The sequence below is a fragment of the Thalassospira sp. ABD4_177 genome, from assembly GCF_056160125.1.
This window is the reverse complement of the sequence record NZ_JBSWWO010000001.1, coordinates 1,294,033-1,310,403: the sequence shown is the minus strand read 5'-3', so window position 1 is coordinate 1,310,403 and position 16,371 is coordinate 1,294,033. Positions and strand designations below refer to the sequence as shown.

Sequence of the window (16,371 nt, the reverse complement as noted above, 5' to 3'; positions counted from 1 at the left end):
GGAAACTAGCGATAAAGACTTTTACGCAAAGTCCGATAGGCCCAAAGCCCGTTCAATGCATCCGTACCCAGCCAACGCCGGAACGGACGCAACAACAAATAAACCGGACGCAGGAGCCGGATTACCTTGCGCAGTGGCACCAATTGCGGGGCATCTTCGCCAGCGGCCTGCACATAGGCCTGCCATCCGGCACGCAACAGTTCCGGGCGTTTTTTAAATTCGCGCTGGATGGAGAAGACAAACAGCAAGACGTCACGGGCCTGCGCATCAATCAAAGGCATGCGGGCGTTCGGATCTTCTTCAAAATCAATAAAGCCGATCTGGCCATCATCGCGCAAGGTCATGTTCCGCAATAACGGCGCACCATGCGCCATGCCTTCACCATGCAAACCTGCCAAGGCAGTACCGGCCTTAACAACATGGGCGCGGATGGCGTCATCATCGCCCTTTTGCACATCATCATCGATGCAGCTTTGCAGGATGCGGCCATTATCACCAATGGCAATCCAGTTTTCCCCGACATCAATCAGATCGGGAACCAGCACACCTGCCGACGCAAGTTTGCGCAAGGTTGCCGCCTCGCTTTCAAGTCCCTGCTGCCCGCCCGGTGACACTGTCGGGCGCAGCAATGGAATACCGGTGATATTGGCGGCAAAGCGTTGAACGCGATGCCAGACTTTGTGCTTGGCCGGGACTGATTGCTTGACCCAGATGCGCCGACTTTCCCAACGCAGGGGGAAAACGCGTGCACCCACGCCCTGGGCAAGGGTATGTTCAACAAGTGCGTGGAGTTGCTCGTTCATTTATTTGTCTTATATGTCGCTGCGCGGTCATTGCTCGCTCAGTCGATTTTGTGTCCCGAATACGCGCGCTGCGGCTTGCCGCCTATGGCCCGGCATGATAGCAACAGCGCGTGCACTTAAATCATATTTTGCAGCCATATCCATAGAGATAGTATCACGTTGATACAACGTGGAAATGGCTTCGAAGATCAGGAACAGATTATTGCCCAAGAATTCCCTCGACCATACTGCAGAACATTGGGGCACATGGCCGCTGGTCCAACGCATCGTTAAGGATGCTGTTGCGCCCTATTTCGGCAAGATCCTTCTTGCGCTTCTGTGTATGGCGGCAATGGCCGGTGCGACTGGCCTCTATGCGCTTTTGATGGATCCGATCATCAATGATGTTTTCATCAACAAGCAGGAAAACATGCTGGTACCGGTCGGGGCAGCTGTTCTTGGATCCTTCGCGCTCAAGGGTTTTGCCAACTATGGCCAAACCGTTCTGATGAGCTATGTCGGCGGGCGTATTCTGGCGGATCTGCAAAACAGCCTTTATGAACATGTCATTCGCCTTGATATCGGCTTCTTCCACAGCACCAATACCGGCAAGCTGATCACGCGTTTCACCAATGATATCACTGCGATGCGTGCGGCTGTTTCAAACTCGCTCACGGGGTTTGGCAAGGACCTGCTGACGGCCGTGGTTCTGATTGGCGTCATGTTCTACAAGGACTGGCTGCTTGCGATCATCGCGTTTACCGTATTCCCCGCTGCGATCTATCCGATTGCGCGACTGGGTAAACGCATGCGCAAGGTTTCCGCAAATACCCAGCAACAGATCGGCGAATTCGCTACCCTGCTTGAACAAACCTTCCAGGGCATTCGCCATGTGAAGGCCTACGGCATGGAGCCCTATGAATGTTCGCGCATGGGCAAGCTGGTTGAAACCGTCTTCAAACTGAGCTTCAAGGCATCGACGGTCAGCGCACGGTCGTCCCCCATCATGGAAACGCTTGGTGGTGCAGCCATCACCGCAATCATCATTTATGGTGGGAGCCGCGTGATTGATGGGGCGAGTGACCCGGGCAGCTTCTTTGCCTTTATCACCGCCCTTCTTCTGGCCTATGAGCCGGTCAAACGTCTGGCGAATATCAACATCACCCTACAACAGGGTCTTGCCGCATCCCAGCGCGTCTTTACGGTTCTTGATATCGAACCTGGAATCAAGGACGCACCGGATGCCAAGGATCTTGTGGTTTCGGGGGGCAACATCAATTTCAAAAACGTTGCCTTTGCCTATAACCCGGAAATCACTGCTCTTCGCGAGATTGATCTGGATATCAAGGCGGGCGAAACCGTGGCCCTTGTCGGCCCGTCGGGAGCAGGCAAATCAACCATTCTGAACCTCATCCCGCGTTTCTATGACATCAATCAGGGTGCGATTACCATTGATGGGCAGGATATCCGCACTGTGACGCTTGAAAGCCTGCGCAAGGCAACCGCCCTCGTCAGTCAGGAAATCACCCTGTTTGATGACACGGTGCGGGCCAACATCGCCTATGGCCGGGCCGGTGCATCCGATGCCGAGATCGAAGAAGCCGCAAGGCAGGCCGCCGCCCATGACTTCATCGGTCAGCTTGAACATGGCTATGACACGATTGTTGGCGAGCACGGCGTGAAGCTTTCCGGAGGGCAGCGTCAACGTATCGCCATTGCGCGTGCGATGCTCAAAAACGCGCCGATCCTGTTGCTTGATGAAGCGACCTCCGCCCTTGATACGGAATCCGAACGCCATATTCAGGGCGCGCTTTCCGAGCTCATGAAGGGCCGTACCACCCTTGTGATTGCACACCGTCTGTCGACCATCGTTGATGCCGACAAGATTTGTGTGATCAGCAACGGTCGCGTGACCGAACAGGGCAAACACGATGAATTGCTGGAGCAAGGAGGGGCTTACGCCCATCTCTATAACTTGCAATTCTCGGAAGAAAACGGAAACTGATCCGGGCAACTTCGGGACAATCGGGCGTGCAGTGGCATAAACGGATCATAAAAAGCGACACAATGCGCAGCACACTGTGCTGGCTTGCGGCAGCATATGTGCGCCTGATCCGCGCAACCGGACGCTGGCGCACCGAAGGCGGCGATCATCCGGCCCACTACCTGACAGAGGGTAAGCCGTTTATTGTCGCTTTCTGGCACCAACGTCTGTTGATGATGCCTTATACATGGCGCTCTGTTGGCGGGGACCGGCCGTTTAACATGCTGATTTCATCGCACCGCGATGGGGAAATCATCTCACGCACGGTTGCCCAGTTCGATATCAAGACTATCGCCGGCTCAACCGGCAAGGGTAAGGGTGGTGCCGCCGCACTTCGCCAGATCCTCAAGGCACTGAAAGCCGGTGAAGTGGTCGGCATGACCCCGGATGGCCCACGCGGTCCGCGCATGCGCGCCTCTGACGGGGTCATTCAGGCGGCCCGTATGGCGGGGGTTCCTGTCTTTCCGCTAACCTATTCGGCCTCGAACCGAAAGGTGTTTGGCAGCTGGGATCGCTTTGTTTTGCCGCTACCTTTTTCACGCGGGGTCTTTCATTGGGGCGATCCGATTTTTGTTGATCGCAAACTTGATGAAGCCGGCCTGGAAGCCAAACGCATTGAGCTTGAAGACGCGCTCACCCGCCTGACGCAGGAAACCGACAGCAAGCTTGGCCTTGATGTGATTCCGCCGGCAGGCCCCGATGAATTGCCCAAGCAAAAGCGATCTGCCATGGCTGCGGGGGATGCCGGGTCATGAGCCTGTTTTACGCCTATCGCGCCGCGACCCGCCTTCTCGGCCCGGTGGTTAACCTGTATCTCAACCGGCGTAAAAACCGTGGCAAGGAAGATGCCGGCCGCATTGGCGAGCGGTTTGGTCATCCAGGTGCCGCACGCCCCAAAGGCCATCTGGTCTGGATACATGGGGCCAGTGTTGGTGAATCCCTATCGGCCCTGCCCGTGATTGATGAAATCCGCCGTCGATATCCGGAAGCCTCCATTCTGGTCACCACCGGCACGGTCACCTCGGCAACCATGATGTATGCCCGCCTGCCCAAGGGTGTCATTCACCAGTTCGTACCAATTGACCGGCAAGTCTGTGTTGCCAGGTTCCTCCATCATTGGAAACCTGATGTCACGCTTTGGCTTGAAAGCGACTTCTGGCCCAACCTTTTGACCAAGGCGCAAAAGGCTGGCGTCAAACTGGCCCTGCTGAATGGGCGTATTTCGGAAAAGAGCTTTAAGGGATATTCACGCTATCCATCCTTTATCCGCCCGGTGATTTCCGCCTTTGATGTGATCCTGACACAAAGCAGCGAGGAAACCGCACGATTTGAAAAGCTCGGCGCTTGCTCTGTTCAAACTGTCGGCAATCTGAAATTCGCAGCCCCGCCACTGCCTGCAGATGAAACGGCACTCGCCAAGCTGCAGCAACAAATCGGCAGCCGCCCGGTCTGGCTGGCTTCAAGCACGTTCAAGGGCGAAGAAGAAATTGCCGGGGATGTGCACAAGAAACTCGCCAAGGACCATACAGGTGTTTTGACCATCATCGTGCCGCGTCACCCGGATCGCGCCGACGATATTGAATCCGATCTGATTGCCCAGGGGCTTCAGGTATCACGTCGCAGCCTTGGACATGACATCACGCCGGGCACTGATGTCTATCTTGCCGATACCATGGGGGAACTTGGCCTGTTTTACCGCATCGCGCCGATTGTCTTTATGGGCAAGACGCTTTGTGTCGGCGGGGGGCAAAACCCTCTTGAACCGGCACGCCTTGACTGCGCCATCCTGCATGGCCCGGATATGAGCAACTTTGCAGCCATCAGTTCCGAAATGCTGGCCAGTGGCGCCTGCCGCCCGGCAAGCGATGCCGATGATCTGGCACGCCAAGTCACCGCCCTGCTTCGCGATCCGGACAGTGCCGAAAAAATCGCCAAAGCTGCCCTGGATTATGCGAATTCCAAGGCCGAAGTTCTCGACCGTACCATGGATGCCCTGCGTCCCTTGATGACACAAAAGGCCATCAAAGAGGTGGATCATGCGTGATCCGGAATTTTGGCAGCATGACGGTGTCATCCCGAAGCTCCTCAGTCCGCTTTCTGCGGCTTGGCGCGCCGGCGCCTGTTTTCGCAAACTGACCACGACACCACGTCATCCCGGCTGCCCGGTTTTTTGCGTTGGCAATTTCACCGTGGGCGGGGCCGGTAAAACCCCAACCGCAGTGGCGCTTTATGCGCTGCTGACAAAGCTTGGCCGCACCCCGCATTTTGTCAGCCGCGGCTATGGCGGATCCATCGAAGGTCCGCATCGGGTGGACCCGCAAGCTGATACCGCAGACAAGGTCGGGGACGAACCGCTTTTACTCGCCCAGCACGGCCCGGCATGGATTTCACGCAACCGTGCCTTGGGTGCAGAAATGGCCTGTGATGCCGGGGCCAATGCGATCATTCTCGATGACGGACTGCAAAACCCGACCCTGATCAAGGATTGCAGCTTTGCCGTGATCGACAGCACTTATGGCATCGGCAATGGCCGTGTCATGCCGGCCGGACCGATGCGGGAAACCCTGATCAGTGGTTTGGAAAAGGTGCGCGCGATCATTCTGATTGGCGATCAGACGCCGGAATTCATCACCCACCTGCCGGCTTCCGTTCCGGTCTTAAGGGCGGCGGTCGAGCCAACCAACGCGGCAGAGTTTGATCAGGCCCGGGTTCTCGCCTTTGCCGGTATTGGCCGCCCGTCCAAATTCTATGACAGCCTCAAACAGGCTGGTGCGCAAATCCTCGAGACCCGCGACTTCCCGGATCACCATCCCTTCACGTCTGAGGAGATGACAGACCTGCGCGCAGCCGCAACACGGCTTGATGCACGGCTTGTCACCACCCAGAAGGACTTGATGCGCTTGCCAAGCCAAAGCCGGCACGGCATAAGCAGTCTCGATATTCGTCTGGTGTTCGAGGCACCAGATCAGCTTGCAAAGATCGTGACGTCAGTACTCGCCGATGGATAAGAACAGCCAGCTCTACAAGATGCGCCAGAAATACATCTCCCACCCGCTACAGGGGTTCGGGGCGTATTTGGCCTATTGGATGTTTGCCGCAATGCCGATTGGAACGGCATCGGCCTTTGGCGGCTGGCTGTTGCGCACACTTGGCCCCAAGGTCGGCCAGACCAAGAAGGCGCGCAATAATCTGGTCGCGGCTTTCCCCGAAAAATCCCCGGAAGAGATCGATAAGATCATCATCGGCATGTGGGAAAATCTGGGTCGGTCTGTTGGCGAAATCCCCCACCTGCACAAATTGAAACCGGGGGGCCCGAACATTGAAATCGTCGGGGCCGAACATGGTCTCGCGACAAAAGATGATGACAAGCCCGGCCTGTTCTTCACCGGTCATATCGGCAACTGGGAAGTCAGCATGTGCATCGCCACCGTGCTTGAGATGGACATGATGAGTGTCTATCGCGCACCGGACAACCCGTGGGTCGACAATCTGTTTATGCGGGCGCGCAAAACATTTCGGGGTCAGTTGGTCAAAAAAGGCCCCGATGGCGCACGCAAACTGACCCGCTTCATGAAAGAAGGTGGCCACGCCTGTATGCTGGTCGACCAAAAAATGGCCGATGGTATCGCCGTCCCGTTCTTTGGCCGTGATGCGATGACAGCCCCGGCCTTGGCCCAGTTTGCCATCAAGTATGATGCACCAATTATTCCGGTCCGGGTCGAACGCCTCAATGGCGTACATTTTCGCATGACCTTCTATCCCGCCCTGTCAGTTCCGCGCACGGGCGACCGCCACAAAGACACCCTGGCGATCATGACCGAAGTCAACGCGACATTGGAAAGCTGGATCCGCGAGCGCCCCGAACAGTGGCTTTGGCTTCATCGGCGCTGGCCGAAATAAACCCGGCACAAACGAATTGATTGTGGCATTAACCGAATAGGAACCCTGTTGGCACAGACTGGGTTTTCGCTTCTTGTCGAACGCGTCTTCGGAGCCCACCTTTCTTGCGCCGCTTGCTGATCATTTTGTGTCTTATCCTTGCAGGGTCGCTCTTTGTTGCCTGGCCAACAATGGCGCTTGATCAGGATGACGCGACCATTCGTAATACGGCACGCGATATCCGGTTGCGGATTTCCGAACTTGATCAGCAACTCAAGGGACATCTTCGCCGCGCCCTTGAAGAATTCGGCAAGCGACAGGTTGAATGTACAACCGACCAACCGCGGAAATCTCTTTCGGACTGTATTGAGGATGATGGACGCGATCTGACCCGAACCACGATTACAATCGCCGCTGCCGGGCAGGATGACGCCGACCTTCTTGATGATCTGGCCGATACCGAGGAACGCTTTGCCGTCTTCACCCGCGAGATGAACCAGACAAACGATCTTCTGGCACGTGCGGGCGCCACGCTTTATCTCAACAGCCTTGATGTCGTCCCGGAGATGGATCAGCTGCGCCGCGATGTCATTGTCTATATCGAGCGCAAGCAAGCCTACGAATTACGCACCAAGCAGGCGCTTTTGATCGCCACCGTTGCCATCATTCTGGTCATGATCTTCTCGTTGATTTTCGCAGTTGTTAAGCGGTTCCGCTAAGCCCCGCCATATTGATTACCCGGTTTGACCGACAATCACCTGATGTCCATTGCGCCGACCATCGCCAATCGCCGAAAGCACATCCCCGTCATCACTGACCTTGGCGGCATGCACACCACCAAAGAACATGTCCTCGCACTCCCAGCGATGCTGATTGGCAAGGCTCAACCCATCCAGCAGTGCACCATCAAATCCGGGTTCAACTGATAAAAGATCATCTTCGACATGCATGCGTGGCGCGGAAATCGCCCCATGCAGGGTCATGTCAAACGCATCGATATTGAGCAATACCTGCAACATGGTCGACCGGATGCGGTTTGATCCGCCCGACCCAAGCGCAACCGACGCTCCGTCCTCGCCCAGATAAAGGGCTGGCGTCATCATCGAGGTCATCCGAACCCCGCACGGCCAGTTATGAAAACCGTCGGGTGAAAGATCGGCCTCGCCCAGCATGTTGTTCATCATGATCCCGGTCCCGGGCACGACACGGCCAGATGATGAGCCATTTGAAATCGTCGCAGCCGCAAGATTGCCATCCGCATCCACGACCGAGATATGGGTCGTTCCCTGCTGACTGAGCGGGCGTTCGCCAATCATTGAACGATACCGTTCACACAGCTCATCACCAAGAATGACGGGGCTTGCGCCATGCTCCCCACGCGCAAGACCTGTGGCATGAATGATCCGTGACATCGCCTCAAGATGACGTTCCGAACCAAACCCACCGAGCGCCATTTCACGCGCCAGCTTCAAACCAAACCCGACCAGAACCCCGCCAGACGCTGGTGGTGCGTTAAGAACAAACCGTCCCTTGCGCCCGGACACCAACAGCGGATCACGGACCAGAACCCGATAATGCGCCAAATCCTGCGCGGTGAGGTAGCCACCATGCGCCGCACATTCAGATGCGAGCTTGGAGCCCAGATCGCCCTCATAGAACCCTTCCGCCCCGCTTTCGACCAGATAGGCAATGCTGTCGGCCAGATCAGGCTGGCGATGGGCTACACCGGCATCAAGCAACTCGAAATTGTCGGGGTTGGTTTTTCCCGCCTTGCCAAACACCTGTCGGCTATCGGGAGAAAAGGCCAGAAGCGGCTCGACAATACCCATGACATAGCGCTGAAACGCATCAAGTTTGACGCCATCCTTTGCAGCCTCGATCGCCGGTTCGGCCAGTTGTGCCATCGGCAGTCTGACAAGATCGTCATGCACGGCAAAAAGCCCTGCAACCACGCCGGGGGTGGCGACTGATCCATAGCCGCCGTGAAATTCCTGGGTTACGCCACCGGCAAAGGTCGCAAGGCGGCTTTCAAATTCAAGGTTTTCACGGGATCGTTTTTCAAGCGGGGTTTCGACAAAGAAATCATAAAGCCGCGGCTTTTCCCCGGCAGGCCTGGCCATAACAAACCCGCCGCCACCCAGGGATGCCAGAACCGGTTCGGCCACACAGGCCGCCCACATCGCGGCAACCACCGCATCAAAGGCATTACCGCCTTCTTCCAGTACACGGGCCGCCGCATTTGCGGTAACAGAATGTCCTGCGGCAACGGCCCCGTGGGTTTTCATGATCTTTGTTCCGCTCAGTTATTGGCATTTGCCGTTTTGCGCGCTTCTTCCATCGGCGGCACCAGCAATTGGGCATCAATTCTGGCAGCACCAACATTCACCCGCCAATCCAGATGCGGGCCGGTTGATCGCCCAGATGATCCCACCTTGGCAATCACATCGCCCTGACGCACGACATCGCCGACCTGAACATCCATCTCTGAGAGGTGCAAAAAGGCCGACACAACACCAAGACCATGATCGATAAACAATGTCGCACCGGAAAAATACATATCGGGATGGGCCAGCGTCACAATACCATCTGCCGGTGCAATGACGGGCGTGCCAGCCGGAACCGCAATATCAATGCCCCAATGCGGCGCGCGCGGTTCCCCGTTCAGGATGCGTTGTGATCCGTAAATGCCACTGATCGGACCAACGGCGGGCCAGATAAAACCACTTTGCAGGAAGTCCTCGGAAAAGCGTTCGGTTCGGGCTTCGCGGGCCTGTCGTGAATCATCCTGAATGCGGCTGATCACACCCGGGTCTGGATTGACCATCTTGGGGGCCAGGCCATCGATCCGCTGAATGTTAAAGTCGCGATCACCAATCTCGTAACTGAACGCCTCGATGCTGCCATCGGCATGCTGGATACTGACCCGCGCCGGGCCTTCGTAGTCGCGCGGGAAGCCCAGAACAAACCGGCCATCGGGTGCGATTGTGTCAATCGCCTCGTCATCAAGCAGCACCTTCGACCCGGCTTCGGTTTGCCCGAACACGATCCCGCCCTGAACAAATTGTCCCTGATAGGTCGGCTCGGCCGCCTGGGCAGACGCGCCAATCACCAAAAAGCCAGCGATGGCCAGCATGCCGGAAATGGTTTTACGCATTACAGAAGGCTCCCTTGCCTGTCATCGTCCTGCGGACGCGGGTTTTTCTTTTTTGCCGGTTTTGGCTTGGTGGGCTTTTCGGGATTCGCTGCTGCCGGTTCGGCGGATGTCTCTTTACGCGCTTCTGGCGAGCCACCACCCGTGTCAGGTGCGGGTTTGACATCAACACCCTCGCCCGCGGTTACCCGCGTGGTGCCATCGCTCATTTCAAGATCATAGCCCGCGCCGGCCACGATATCGGCCGACTTGCCAATCAGATTGCCTTCGCCATCACGCACCACCGCAAAACCGCGTTTGAGCACATTGCGATAGGAATAACTTTCCAGAAGCCGGTCATAGCGCGCCAGTCCTTCGGCCTCACGCGTCAGGGTATTGCGAACCGCCCCCTGCAGGCGACTGGTAAGATCAATGATCTGTTTATCGGCGCGTGCGATATCGCGTTTGGCATCACTGGGGCGCAATCCGGCTGTTGCCCGATCAAGGCGCGATTGCTGCATCTGCAACGCCGATTTCATCGCCCCATCGAGACGAAGGGCTGCATTTTCGAGGCGTCCGCGCTTTTCCGAAAGCTGTTCACGTGGACTGACCAGTCGCGCACTGGCCTCGTTCAACCGGGCGCGTGACTGTTGCATTACATTGACAGCGGCGCGTGGCAAACGATCCGCCCAGTTATCAAGGGTCTGACTGCGTTCTTCGAGCATGCGTTTAGGATCGCCCAAACCACGCGCCAGACTTTCAAGCGCTGTTTTCTTTTCAACGCCCAACCGCCGCACGGCCTGTGCCAGGCGAACGCCATCCTCTTCGACCTGACCGATCAGCTCACCACGCACAGGCACGGCCTTTTCCGCCGCCCCGGTGGGCGTTGGCGCGCGCAGATCGGAAACAAAATCAATCAGGGTGGTGTCAGTTTCATGCCCGACGGCCGAAATCACCGGAATGTCGGACTCGGCCACCGCACGGGCAACAACTTCCTCGTTAAACGACCACAGATCTTCAAGCGACCCGCCGCCGCGCGCAACAATCAGCACATCGGGACGCGGGATCTGGCCATAGGGCAAAAGATCATTAAAGCCCCGCACGGCCTCAGCCACCTGATCAGCCGCCCCCTGCCCCTGCACAAGAACCGGCCACAGCAAAACCCGGCGCGGAAAACGATCACGCAGGCGATGCATGATATCGCGGATGACAGCCCCGGTGGGCGACGTGACAATACCGATGACATCGGGCAGGAACGGGATCGGCTTTTTGCGTTCAGGCTCAAACAGGCCTTCGGCAGCGAGTTTCTTTTTGCGTTCTTCAAGAAGCTTTAAAAGCGCGCCTTCGCCCGCCACTTCCATCGTCTCGATGACGATCTGGTATTTCGACCGGCCGGGAAATGTCGTCAGCCGTCCGGTGACGATGACTTCCATGCCGTCTTCGGGCACAAGACCAAGCTTGCCGGCCTGCCCGCGCCAGCACACGCCATCAAGCACCGCCTTGTCATCCTTGAGCGCAAGATAAAGATGCCCGCTGGCAGCACGCTTGAACCCGGAAATTTCGCCGCGCACCCGAACAAAGGAAAAGGCATCCTCGACTGTGCGTTTCAGCGCGTTTGACAGGTCGGAAACCGAAAATTCGGGCGTATTTCCCGATTTTGCAGGCGTTTCGGGAACCGGGGCGTAAGGGTCGAACAAATCTTGCGTCATCAAGGGTACTTTATGCTAAAAGCCCGCATGAAATGCAGGGCGTGGCGTACTTGGCAACAAGCCTAGTTCATCACGCTTGGACCATCAAGCAATCGGACAAGTCGAAGGATAAAGTCATGAAGGTTCTGGTCGTTGGCGGCGGCGGACGTGAACACGCACTGTGCTGGGCGATTGCGCGCAGCCCGCGCATCTCCAAACTGTGGTGCGCACCGGGCAATGCCGGCATTGCGGATTCGGCCGAATGCGTTGCGATTTCCGATAGCGACATTGATAGTCTGGTGAAATTTGCCAAGGACAACACGGTTGATCTGGTCGTTGTCGGTCCGGAAGCGCCGCTGGTTGCTGGCCTTGTTGACGCACTGGACTCTGCGGGTATCAAATCCTTTGGCTGCTCAAAGGCTGCAGCCCAGCTTGAAGGCTCCAAGGGCTTCATGAAGGATATGGTGGCAAAGTTCCGTGTCCCGACCGCAGCCTATGGCCGTTTTACCGAACCCAAGGACGCCAAGGCCTTTGTTGAAAAACAGGGCGCACCGATTGTCGTCAAAACCGATGGTCTGGCCGCCGGCAAGGGTGTGACCATTTGTATGACAAATGACGAAGCCTTTGCTGCCATTGACGAATGCATGGTGGGCGGCAAGTTCGGCGATGCTGGTGCGGAAATCGTGATCGAGGAATTCCTCAAAGGTGAGGAAGCCTCATTTTTTGCCGTTTGTGATGGTGAAAATGTCATTCCGCTGGTCGCAGCCCAGGATCACAAGGCCGTTGGCGAAGGCGATACCGGCCCCAATACGGGTGGCATGGGCGCCTATTCCCCGGCCCCTGTCTTTACCGATGCGGTCGAAGCCAAGGTCATGGATCAGATCATCATCCCGACCGTCAAGGGCATGGCCGCAGAAGGCCACCCGTTCAAGGGCGTGCTGTTTGCCGGTCTGATGATCGATGATGCCGGCAATCCCAAACTGATCGAATACAACATCCGTTTCGGCGACCCGGAATGTCAGGTCCTGATGACCCGTCTGAAATCCGACGTGCTTGATATCCTCGACGGTGCCGCGACCGGCACACTCGATAACGTCAAACCCGAATGGCACAATGAAACCGCGATGGTCGTCGTCATGGCTGCCAAGGGTTATCCGGGATCTTATGAAAAAGGCACCGAAATCAAAAATGTCCCGGCAGCTGATGCCATGGACAAGGTCAAGGTCCTGCATGCCGGCACCAAGATGGATGGCGACAAGCTGGTCGCGACCGGTGGACGCGTTCTTGGCGTCACTGCACGTGGTGCGACCGTGACCGAAAGCCAGAAGCGCGCCTATGAGGCGGTTGATGCAATTGACTGGCAAGGTGGTTTCTGCCGCCGCGATATTGGCTGGCGCGCGGTTGCCCGCGAACAGGGCTAAACCCGTTTCAAGTAGCGAAATCAAAAGACCGGGTCAAGCAACCCGGTCTTTTTTGTTTATCACATCCATTTGACGGCTCACCCGATACCGGATGTGACAGCGACCATCACTTTCGGTTTCGATATCGGCCTCGACACCAAACACATCTCGTAAATTCTTTTGGGTCAAAATCTCGCGCGGCGTTCCGATTGCGATCAGCTTCCCGCCATCCATCATCGCGATCCGGTCACAAAACAGTGCAGCGTGGTTCAGATCATGCAGGGCAGCCACCACCGTCACCGGCAAATCATGCACAAGTTCCAAAAGCCCAAGCTGATGTCGGATATCAAGATGGTTGGTTGGCTCATCCAAAAGCAGGTAATCAGGTTGCTGTGCCAATGCACGGGCGATATGAACCCGTTGCTTTTCCCCGCCGGACAATGTGTGCCAGATCCGGTCGGTCATATTGCCCATCGCAACCCGTTCAAGCGCGTTGGCAACGATATCATCATCGGTTTCGGACCATGGGGAGAGCAGACTGAGATAGGGTGTCCGGCCAAGTGAAACGGCTTCGCGCACGGTGATGCGATCAATGGTATCGGCCTGCTGTTCGACAAATCCGATCCGGCGCGCCAGATTACGCCGCCCGACCTTGCCCATTGGTTGGTCGTCAAGCAGCGCCAGACCATCAGATGGCGGGCGAATACCTGCGAGCACCGACATCATGCTGGTTTTACCCGATCCATTTGGCCCGATGACGCCAAGGAATTCGGCCGGCTCAACGCGCAAGCTGACATCCCGCACGATCTTTTTGAAACCGACCGACCAATCGACATTGCGGAGCTCCAAGGTCATCGCAAGACCCTTCCGTGACAGAGAATAAGCGCGAAGGCCGGTGCGCCGACAAAGGCCGTAATCACCCCGATTGGCAGAACCTGACCGGGCACAATCACCCGGGAAATCACATCTGCGCCAACAAGGAAAAGTGCGCCGATCAATGCGGACAAGGGCAACAAAAGCCCATGACGATTGCCAACAAAGAAACGCGCCGCATGCGGAATAACCAACCCGACAAACCCGATGGAGCCGACGATGCTTACCATCACCGCCGTCATCAGGGCCGAAACCCCAATCAGAACGACGTAAACACGACGCACCGGCACACCAAGCGATGCCGCCGAATCCCGCCCGAAGGTAAATGCATCAAGTGCGCGCGCATGCCAAAGACAGACCAGCAATCCGACAATGGCGATCGGCAGGGCAAGCGATGCATCAGGCCAGCGCACACCACTGAGGTTACCCAAAAGCCAGAACATAATCCCGCGGGCTTCCTCGGCACTGGCAGACTTTGTAACGATAAACGATGTCAGGGCGTTAAAAAGCTGCGCACCGGCAATACCCGCCAAAATGATCGCGCCAGTCCCGCGTCCTGCCTGCAACGCCAGCAGCGAGACAAAGGAAAATGCCACGACAGAGCCGATAAACGCGCCCACCGACATGCCAAACATGCCCGCCCCGATACCAAGGATGGCAACACTGACCGCCCCCGTGGACGCCCCGGCGGAAATACCAAGCAAATAGGGATCGGCAAGCGCATTGCGCAAAAGCGCCTGCAGGACTGCGCCTGACAAGGCCAATGCCGCGCCGCAGGACGCAGCAACCACCGCCCGGCTCAGGCGATAGTTCCAGACAATACCGGAATCAATCGGATCAATCGCGTAACCGGCACCCCACACATGATTGGCGATGGTATCGATCACCGTGCGGATCGGGATGGATGTTTCCCCCACCGACGCCGCAAAGGCGAGCGCGAGGCCAAGCAACACCAGCGCAGCAAAAGCTGCGCCGGTGCGACGTCCGACGATTGAAGAAAGCAAGGCCGTCAATTGATTTGGCTCTGGCGCAGATCGACAACCGCCTTGGCCATCATTTCAATACCATCGATGGTACGGATGGTCGGGTTCATCGACATTGCGTCAATCACCACGATCCGGTCATTGCGAACCGCATCCATCTGGCTGGTCACCGGATCGGATTTGAGGAACTTCATTTTCAGCTCCCAGTCATCGGCCGGGAAGCGACGACGTTCCATTTTGCCAATTGCGATGATGTCCGGATTGGCGCGTGCGATGGTTTCCCAACCGACTTTCGGCCATTCATCGTCGCTGTCGATGACATTTCGAACATTCAGGATATTGGCAATATAACCCGGCGCACCCTTTTGCCCGGCGACGTAGGGATCAACATCGATTTCGGCGCTTGAGAACCAGAAAAGGGCGCTGATACCGCTACCATCGATGCTTTCGACACTTGCCCGCGCCGCCTGTTCACGCGCGCGCAGGTCTGCAACAAGCTTGTCCCCACGATCTTCAACATCAAAGATCAGGGCCATTTCACTGATCGTCTGATAGATCAGATCCATCGAAAACGCATCAAGGCGCGTGCCATCGCCACCGGTGCTGTTATCCTTGCCGACACAATCGGCCGGCGCGGTATAGACCGGAATGGACAGCTCATTGAACTGCGTGACCGTGCCGACCGCACCGTTCGGGCCGACGTGCCACTGATACTGGTTGGTCACAAGATCGGGTTTCTGGCCAACAACACTTTCAAAGCTCGGATCATTATCGGCAAGGCGCTTCACCTTGGCATTGGCTTCACGATATTCCTCGGCCACCGGATTGAACCACACGGCCGTTCCGACAACCTTGTCCGCCAATCCCAACCGATACAGGATTTCGGTATTGCTTTGACCAAGCGAAACAACCCGCTCCGGCGCCTTTTCAAAAGTCACGCTGCGCCCGCAATTCTCGATTGTAAGCGGATAATCGGTTGCCTGGGCGCCCACACTCATGAATGCCAATCCAGCAGCAATCACCCCGACTGCCAGACCCTGTTTGTTGATTGTAATCACGTCATTGTCCTTTCACGGAGGCAGATCGGAATCCATTTTATGGAATGGAATCAACCGGCCTCATTAAATGTTATGTTATAACATAACATCAAAGTTACTATCGTCAAGGGACTGGCTAGCGTGCTGAAAAATGGCGGGAAATGTTCGGGATTAAACGCCGATGGAATGAGCTCCAACCTGCGCATAACGCGACATGTACCGACATCCTCCGGGGCACCCCGCCCGGTCCGTCGTGTTCATGTCGGCAGGTCTCCTGGCTCACGGGTCACTGCATTTTCTGGCCTTCCCGGGCATTACCCAGTGGCGAAATCAGAAAATGCTCACCGCCTACAGTTGCGGGGGCAGCTTCGGTCAATGATCTGGCAAGGCCAGACCACATCGAATTCCCTTTATCCGAATTTCGGATACCGACAAGAAATTGATTTCACATAGATAACACTGTTCGTCAAGCGCCGCGCGTCCGTGTCAGGCCAGCGTATCGTCACCTTGAATTTGCCATCATTCGTCCCGATTACCTCCACACTGCCCGGTATG

The 16,371-nt window shown here is 56.6% G+C and carries 14 protein-coding genes and 1 riboswitch; of the genes, 7 read left to right on the top strand and 7 right to left on the bottom strand.

What is annotated here, in order from left to right; genetic code table 11:
- Positions 1 to 5: 5 nt before the first annotated feature.
- The gene (locus ACXAF0_RS05975) at positions 6 to 803 is read right to left on the bottom strand and encodes a hypothetical protein (protein ID WP_475344793.1); all 798 of its coding nucleotides are present in this window, start codon (positions 801 to 803) and stop codon (positions 6 to 8) included.
- Between the two features lie 175 nt (positions 804 to 978).
- Between ACXAF0_RS05975 and ACXAF0_RS05970 the strand changes: the two genes are divergently transcribed.
- The 6 genes from ACXAF0_RS05970 (at position 979) to ACXAF0_RS05945 (ending at position 7,424) form a co-directional block, all read left to right on the top strand.
- Entirely contained in the window at positions 979 to 2,787 is a 1,809-nt protein-coding gene (locus ACXAF0_RS05970; protein WP_475344790.1) for an ABC transporter ATP-binding protein, read from the top strand.
- 62 nt (positions 2,788 to 2,849) lie between these two features.
- Positions 2,850 to 3,581, top strand: coding sequence for a lysophospholipid acyltransferase family protein (locus ACXAF0_RS05965; protein ID WP_475344789.1), 732 nt, complete (start codon positions 2,850 to 2,852; stop codon positions 3,579 to 3,581).
- Positions 3,578 to 4,870: a 3-deoxy-D-manno-octulosonic acid transferase gene (locus ACXAF0_RS05960; RefSeq protein WP_475344787.1), complete on the top strand. Its 1,293-nt coding sequence runs from the start codon at positions 3,578 to 3,580 to the stop codon at positions 4,868 to 4,870. The genes ACXAF0_RS05965 and ACXAF0_RS05960 overlap by 4 nt, the downstream gene beginning before the upstream one ends.
- Positions 4,863 to 5,834: a tetraacyldisaccharide 4'-kinase gene (lpxK, locus tag ACXAF0_RS05955; RefSeq protein ID WP_475344783.1), complete on the top strand. Its 972-nt coding sequence runs from the start codon at positions 4,863 to 4,865 to the stop codon at positions 5,832 to 5,834. Before ACXAF0_RS05960 ends, lpxK begins: the two co-directional genes overlap by 8 nt.
- Positions 5,827 to 6,726 carry an LpxL/LpxP family acyltransferase gene (locus tag ACXAF0_RS05950; RefSeq protein WP_475344781.1) on the top strand — a complete coding sequence of 300 codons (900 nt, stop codon included), beginning with the start codon at positions 5,827 to 5,829 and terminating at the stop codon, positions 6,724 to 6,726. The genes lpxK and ACXAF0_RS05950 overlap by 8 nt, the downstream gene beginning before the upstream one ends.
- A gap of 104 nt (positions 6,727 to 6,830) precedes the next feature.
- Positions 6,831 to 7,424, top strand: coding sequence for a hypothetical protein (locus ACXAF0_RS05945; RefSeq protein ID WP_475344777.1), 594 nt, complete (start codon positions 6,831 to 6,833; stop codon positions 7,422 to 7,424).
- 15 nt (positions 7,425 to 7,439) lie between these two features.
- Here the strand turns inward: ACXAF0_RS05945 and ACXAF0_RS05940 are convergent, their stop codons facing one another.
- From ACXAF0_RS05940 to xseA, 3 genes are read right to left on the bottom strand one after another with little or no spacing between them, the layout of a single operon-like run.
- A complete protein-coding gene (locus ACXAF0_RS05940) occupies positions 7,440 to 8,990 on the bottom strand; it encodes a gamma-glutamyltransferase family protein (protein WP_475344776.1) in 1,551 nt (516 codons plus the stop codon).
- 14 nt (positions 8,991 to 9,004) lie between these two features.
- A complete protein-coding gene (locus ACXAF0_RS05935; protein WP_475344775.1) occupies positions 9,005 to 9,859 on the bottom strand; it encodes a M23 family metallopeptidase in 855 nt (284 codons plus the stop codon).
- A complete protein-coding gene (gene xseA / locus ACXAF0_RS05930) occupies positions 9,859 to 11,544 on the bottom strand; it encodes an exodeoxyribonuclease VII large subunit (RefSeq protein ID WP_475344773.1) in 1,686 nt (561 codons plus the stop codon). The genes ACXAF0_RS05935 and xseA overlap by 1 nt, the downstream gene beginning before the upstream one ends.
- 116 nt (positions 11,545 to 11,660) lie before the next feature.
- Here xseA and purD point away from each other — a divergent pair, with 116 nt between their 5' ends.
- Positions 11,661 to 12,944, top strand: a complete 1,284-nt coding sequence (gene purD / locus ACXAF0_RS05925; RefSeq protein ID WP_475344771.1) for a phosphoribosylamine--glycine ligase — start codon at positions 11,661 to 11,663, stop codon at positions 12,942 to 12,944.
- Between the two features lie 33 nt (positions 12,945 to 12,977).
- On the opposite strand, the gene ACXAF0_RS05920 is transcribed toward purD, so the two are convergent.
- Genes ACXAF0_RS05920 through ACXAF0_RS05910 form a run of 3 tightly spaced genes read right to left on the bottom strand, consistent with a single transcriptional unit; the run spans position 12,978 to position 15,837 of the window.
- Entirely contained in the window at positions 12,978 to 13,778 is an 801-nt protein-coding gene (locus ACXAF0_RS05920; protein WP_475344768.1) for an ABC transporter ATP-binding protein, read from the bottom strand.
- Positions 13,775 to 14,809: a FecCD family ABC transporter permease gene (locus tag ACXAF0_RS05915; RefSeq protein WP_475344766.1), complete on the bottom strand. Its 1,035-nt coding sequence runs from the start codon at positions 14,807 to 14,809 to the stop codon at positions 13,775 to 13,777. The genes ACXAF0_RS05920 and ACXAF0_RS05915 overlap by 4 nt, the downstream gene beginning before the upstream one ends.
- A complete protein-coding gene (locus tag ACXAF0_RS05910) occupies positions 14,806 to 15,837 on the bottom strand; it encodes an ABC transporter substrate-binding protein (RefSeq protein WP_475344764.1) in 1,032 nt (343 codons plus the stop codon). The genes ACXAF0_RS05915 and ACXAF0_RS05910 overlap by 4 nt, the downstream gene beginning before the upstream one ends.
- A gap of 226 nt (positions 15,838 to 16,063) precedes the next feature.
- Positions 16,064 to 16,264: riboswitch (cobalamin riboswitch) on the bottom strand.
- Positions 16,265 to 16,371: the final 107 nt, after the last annotated feature.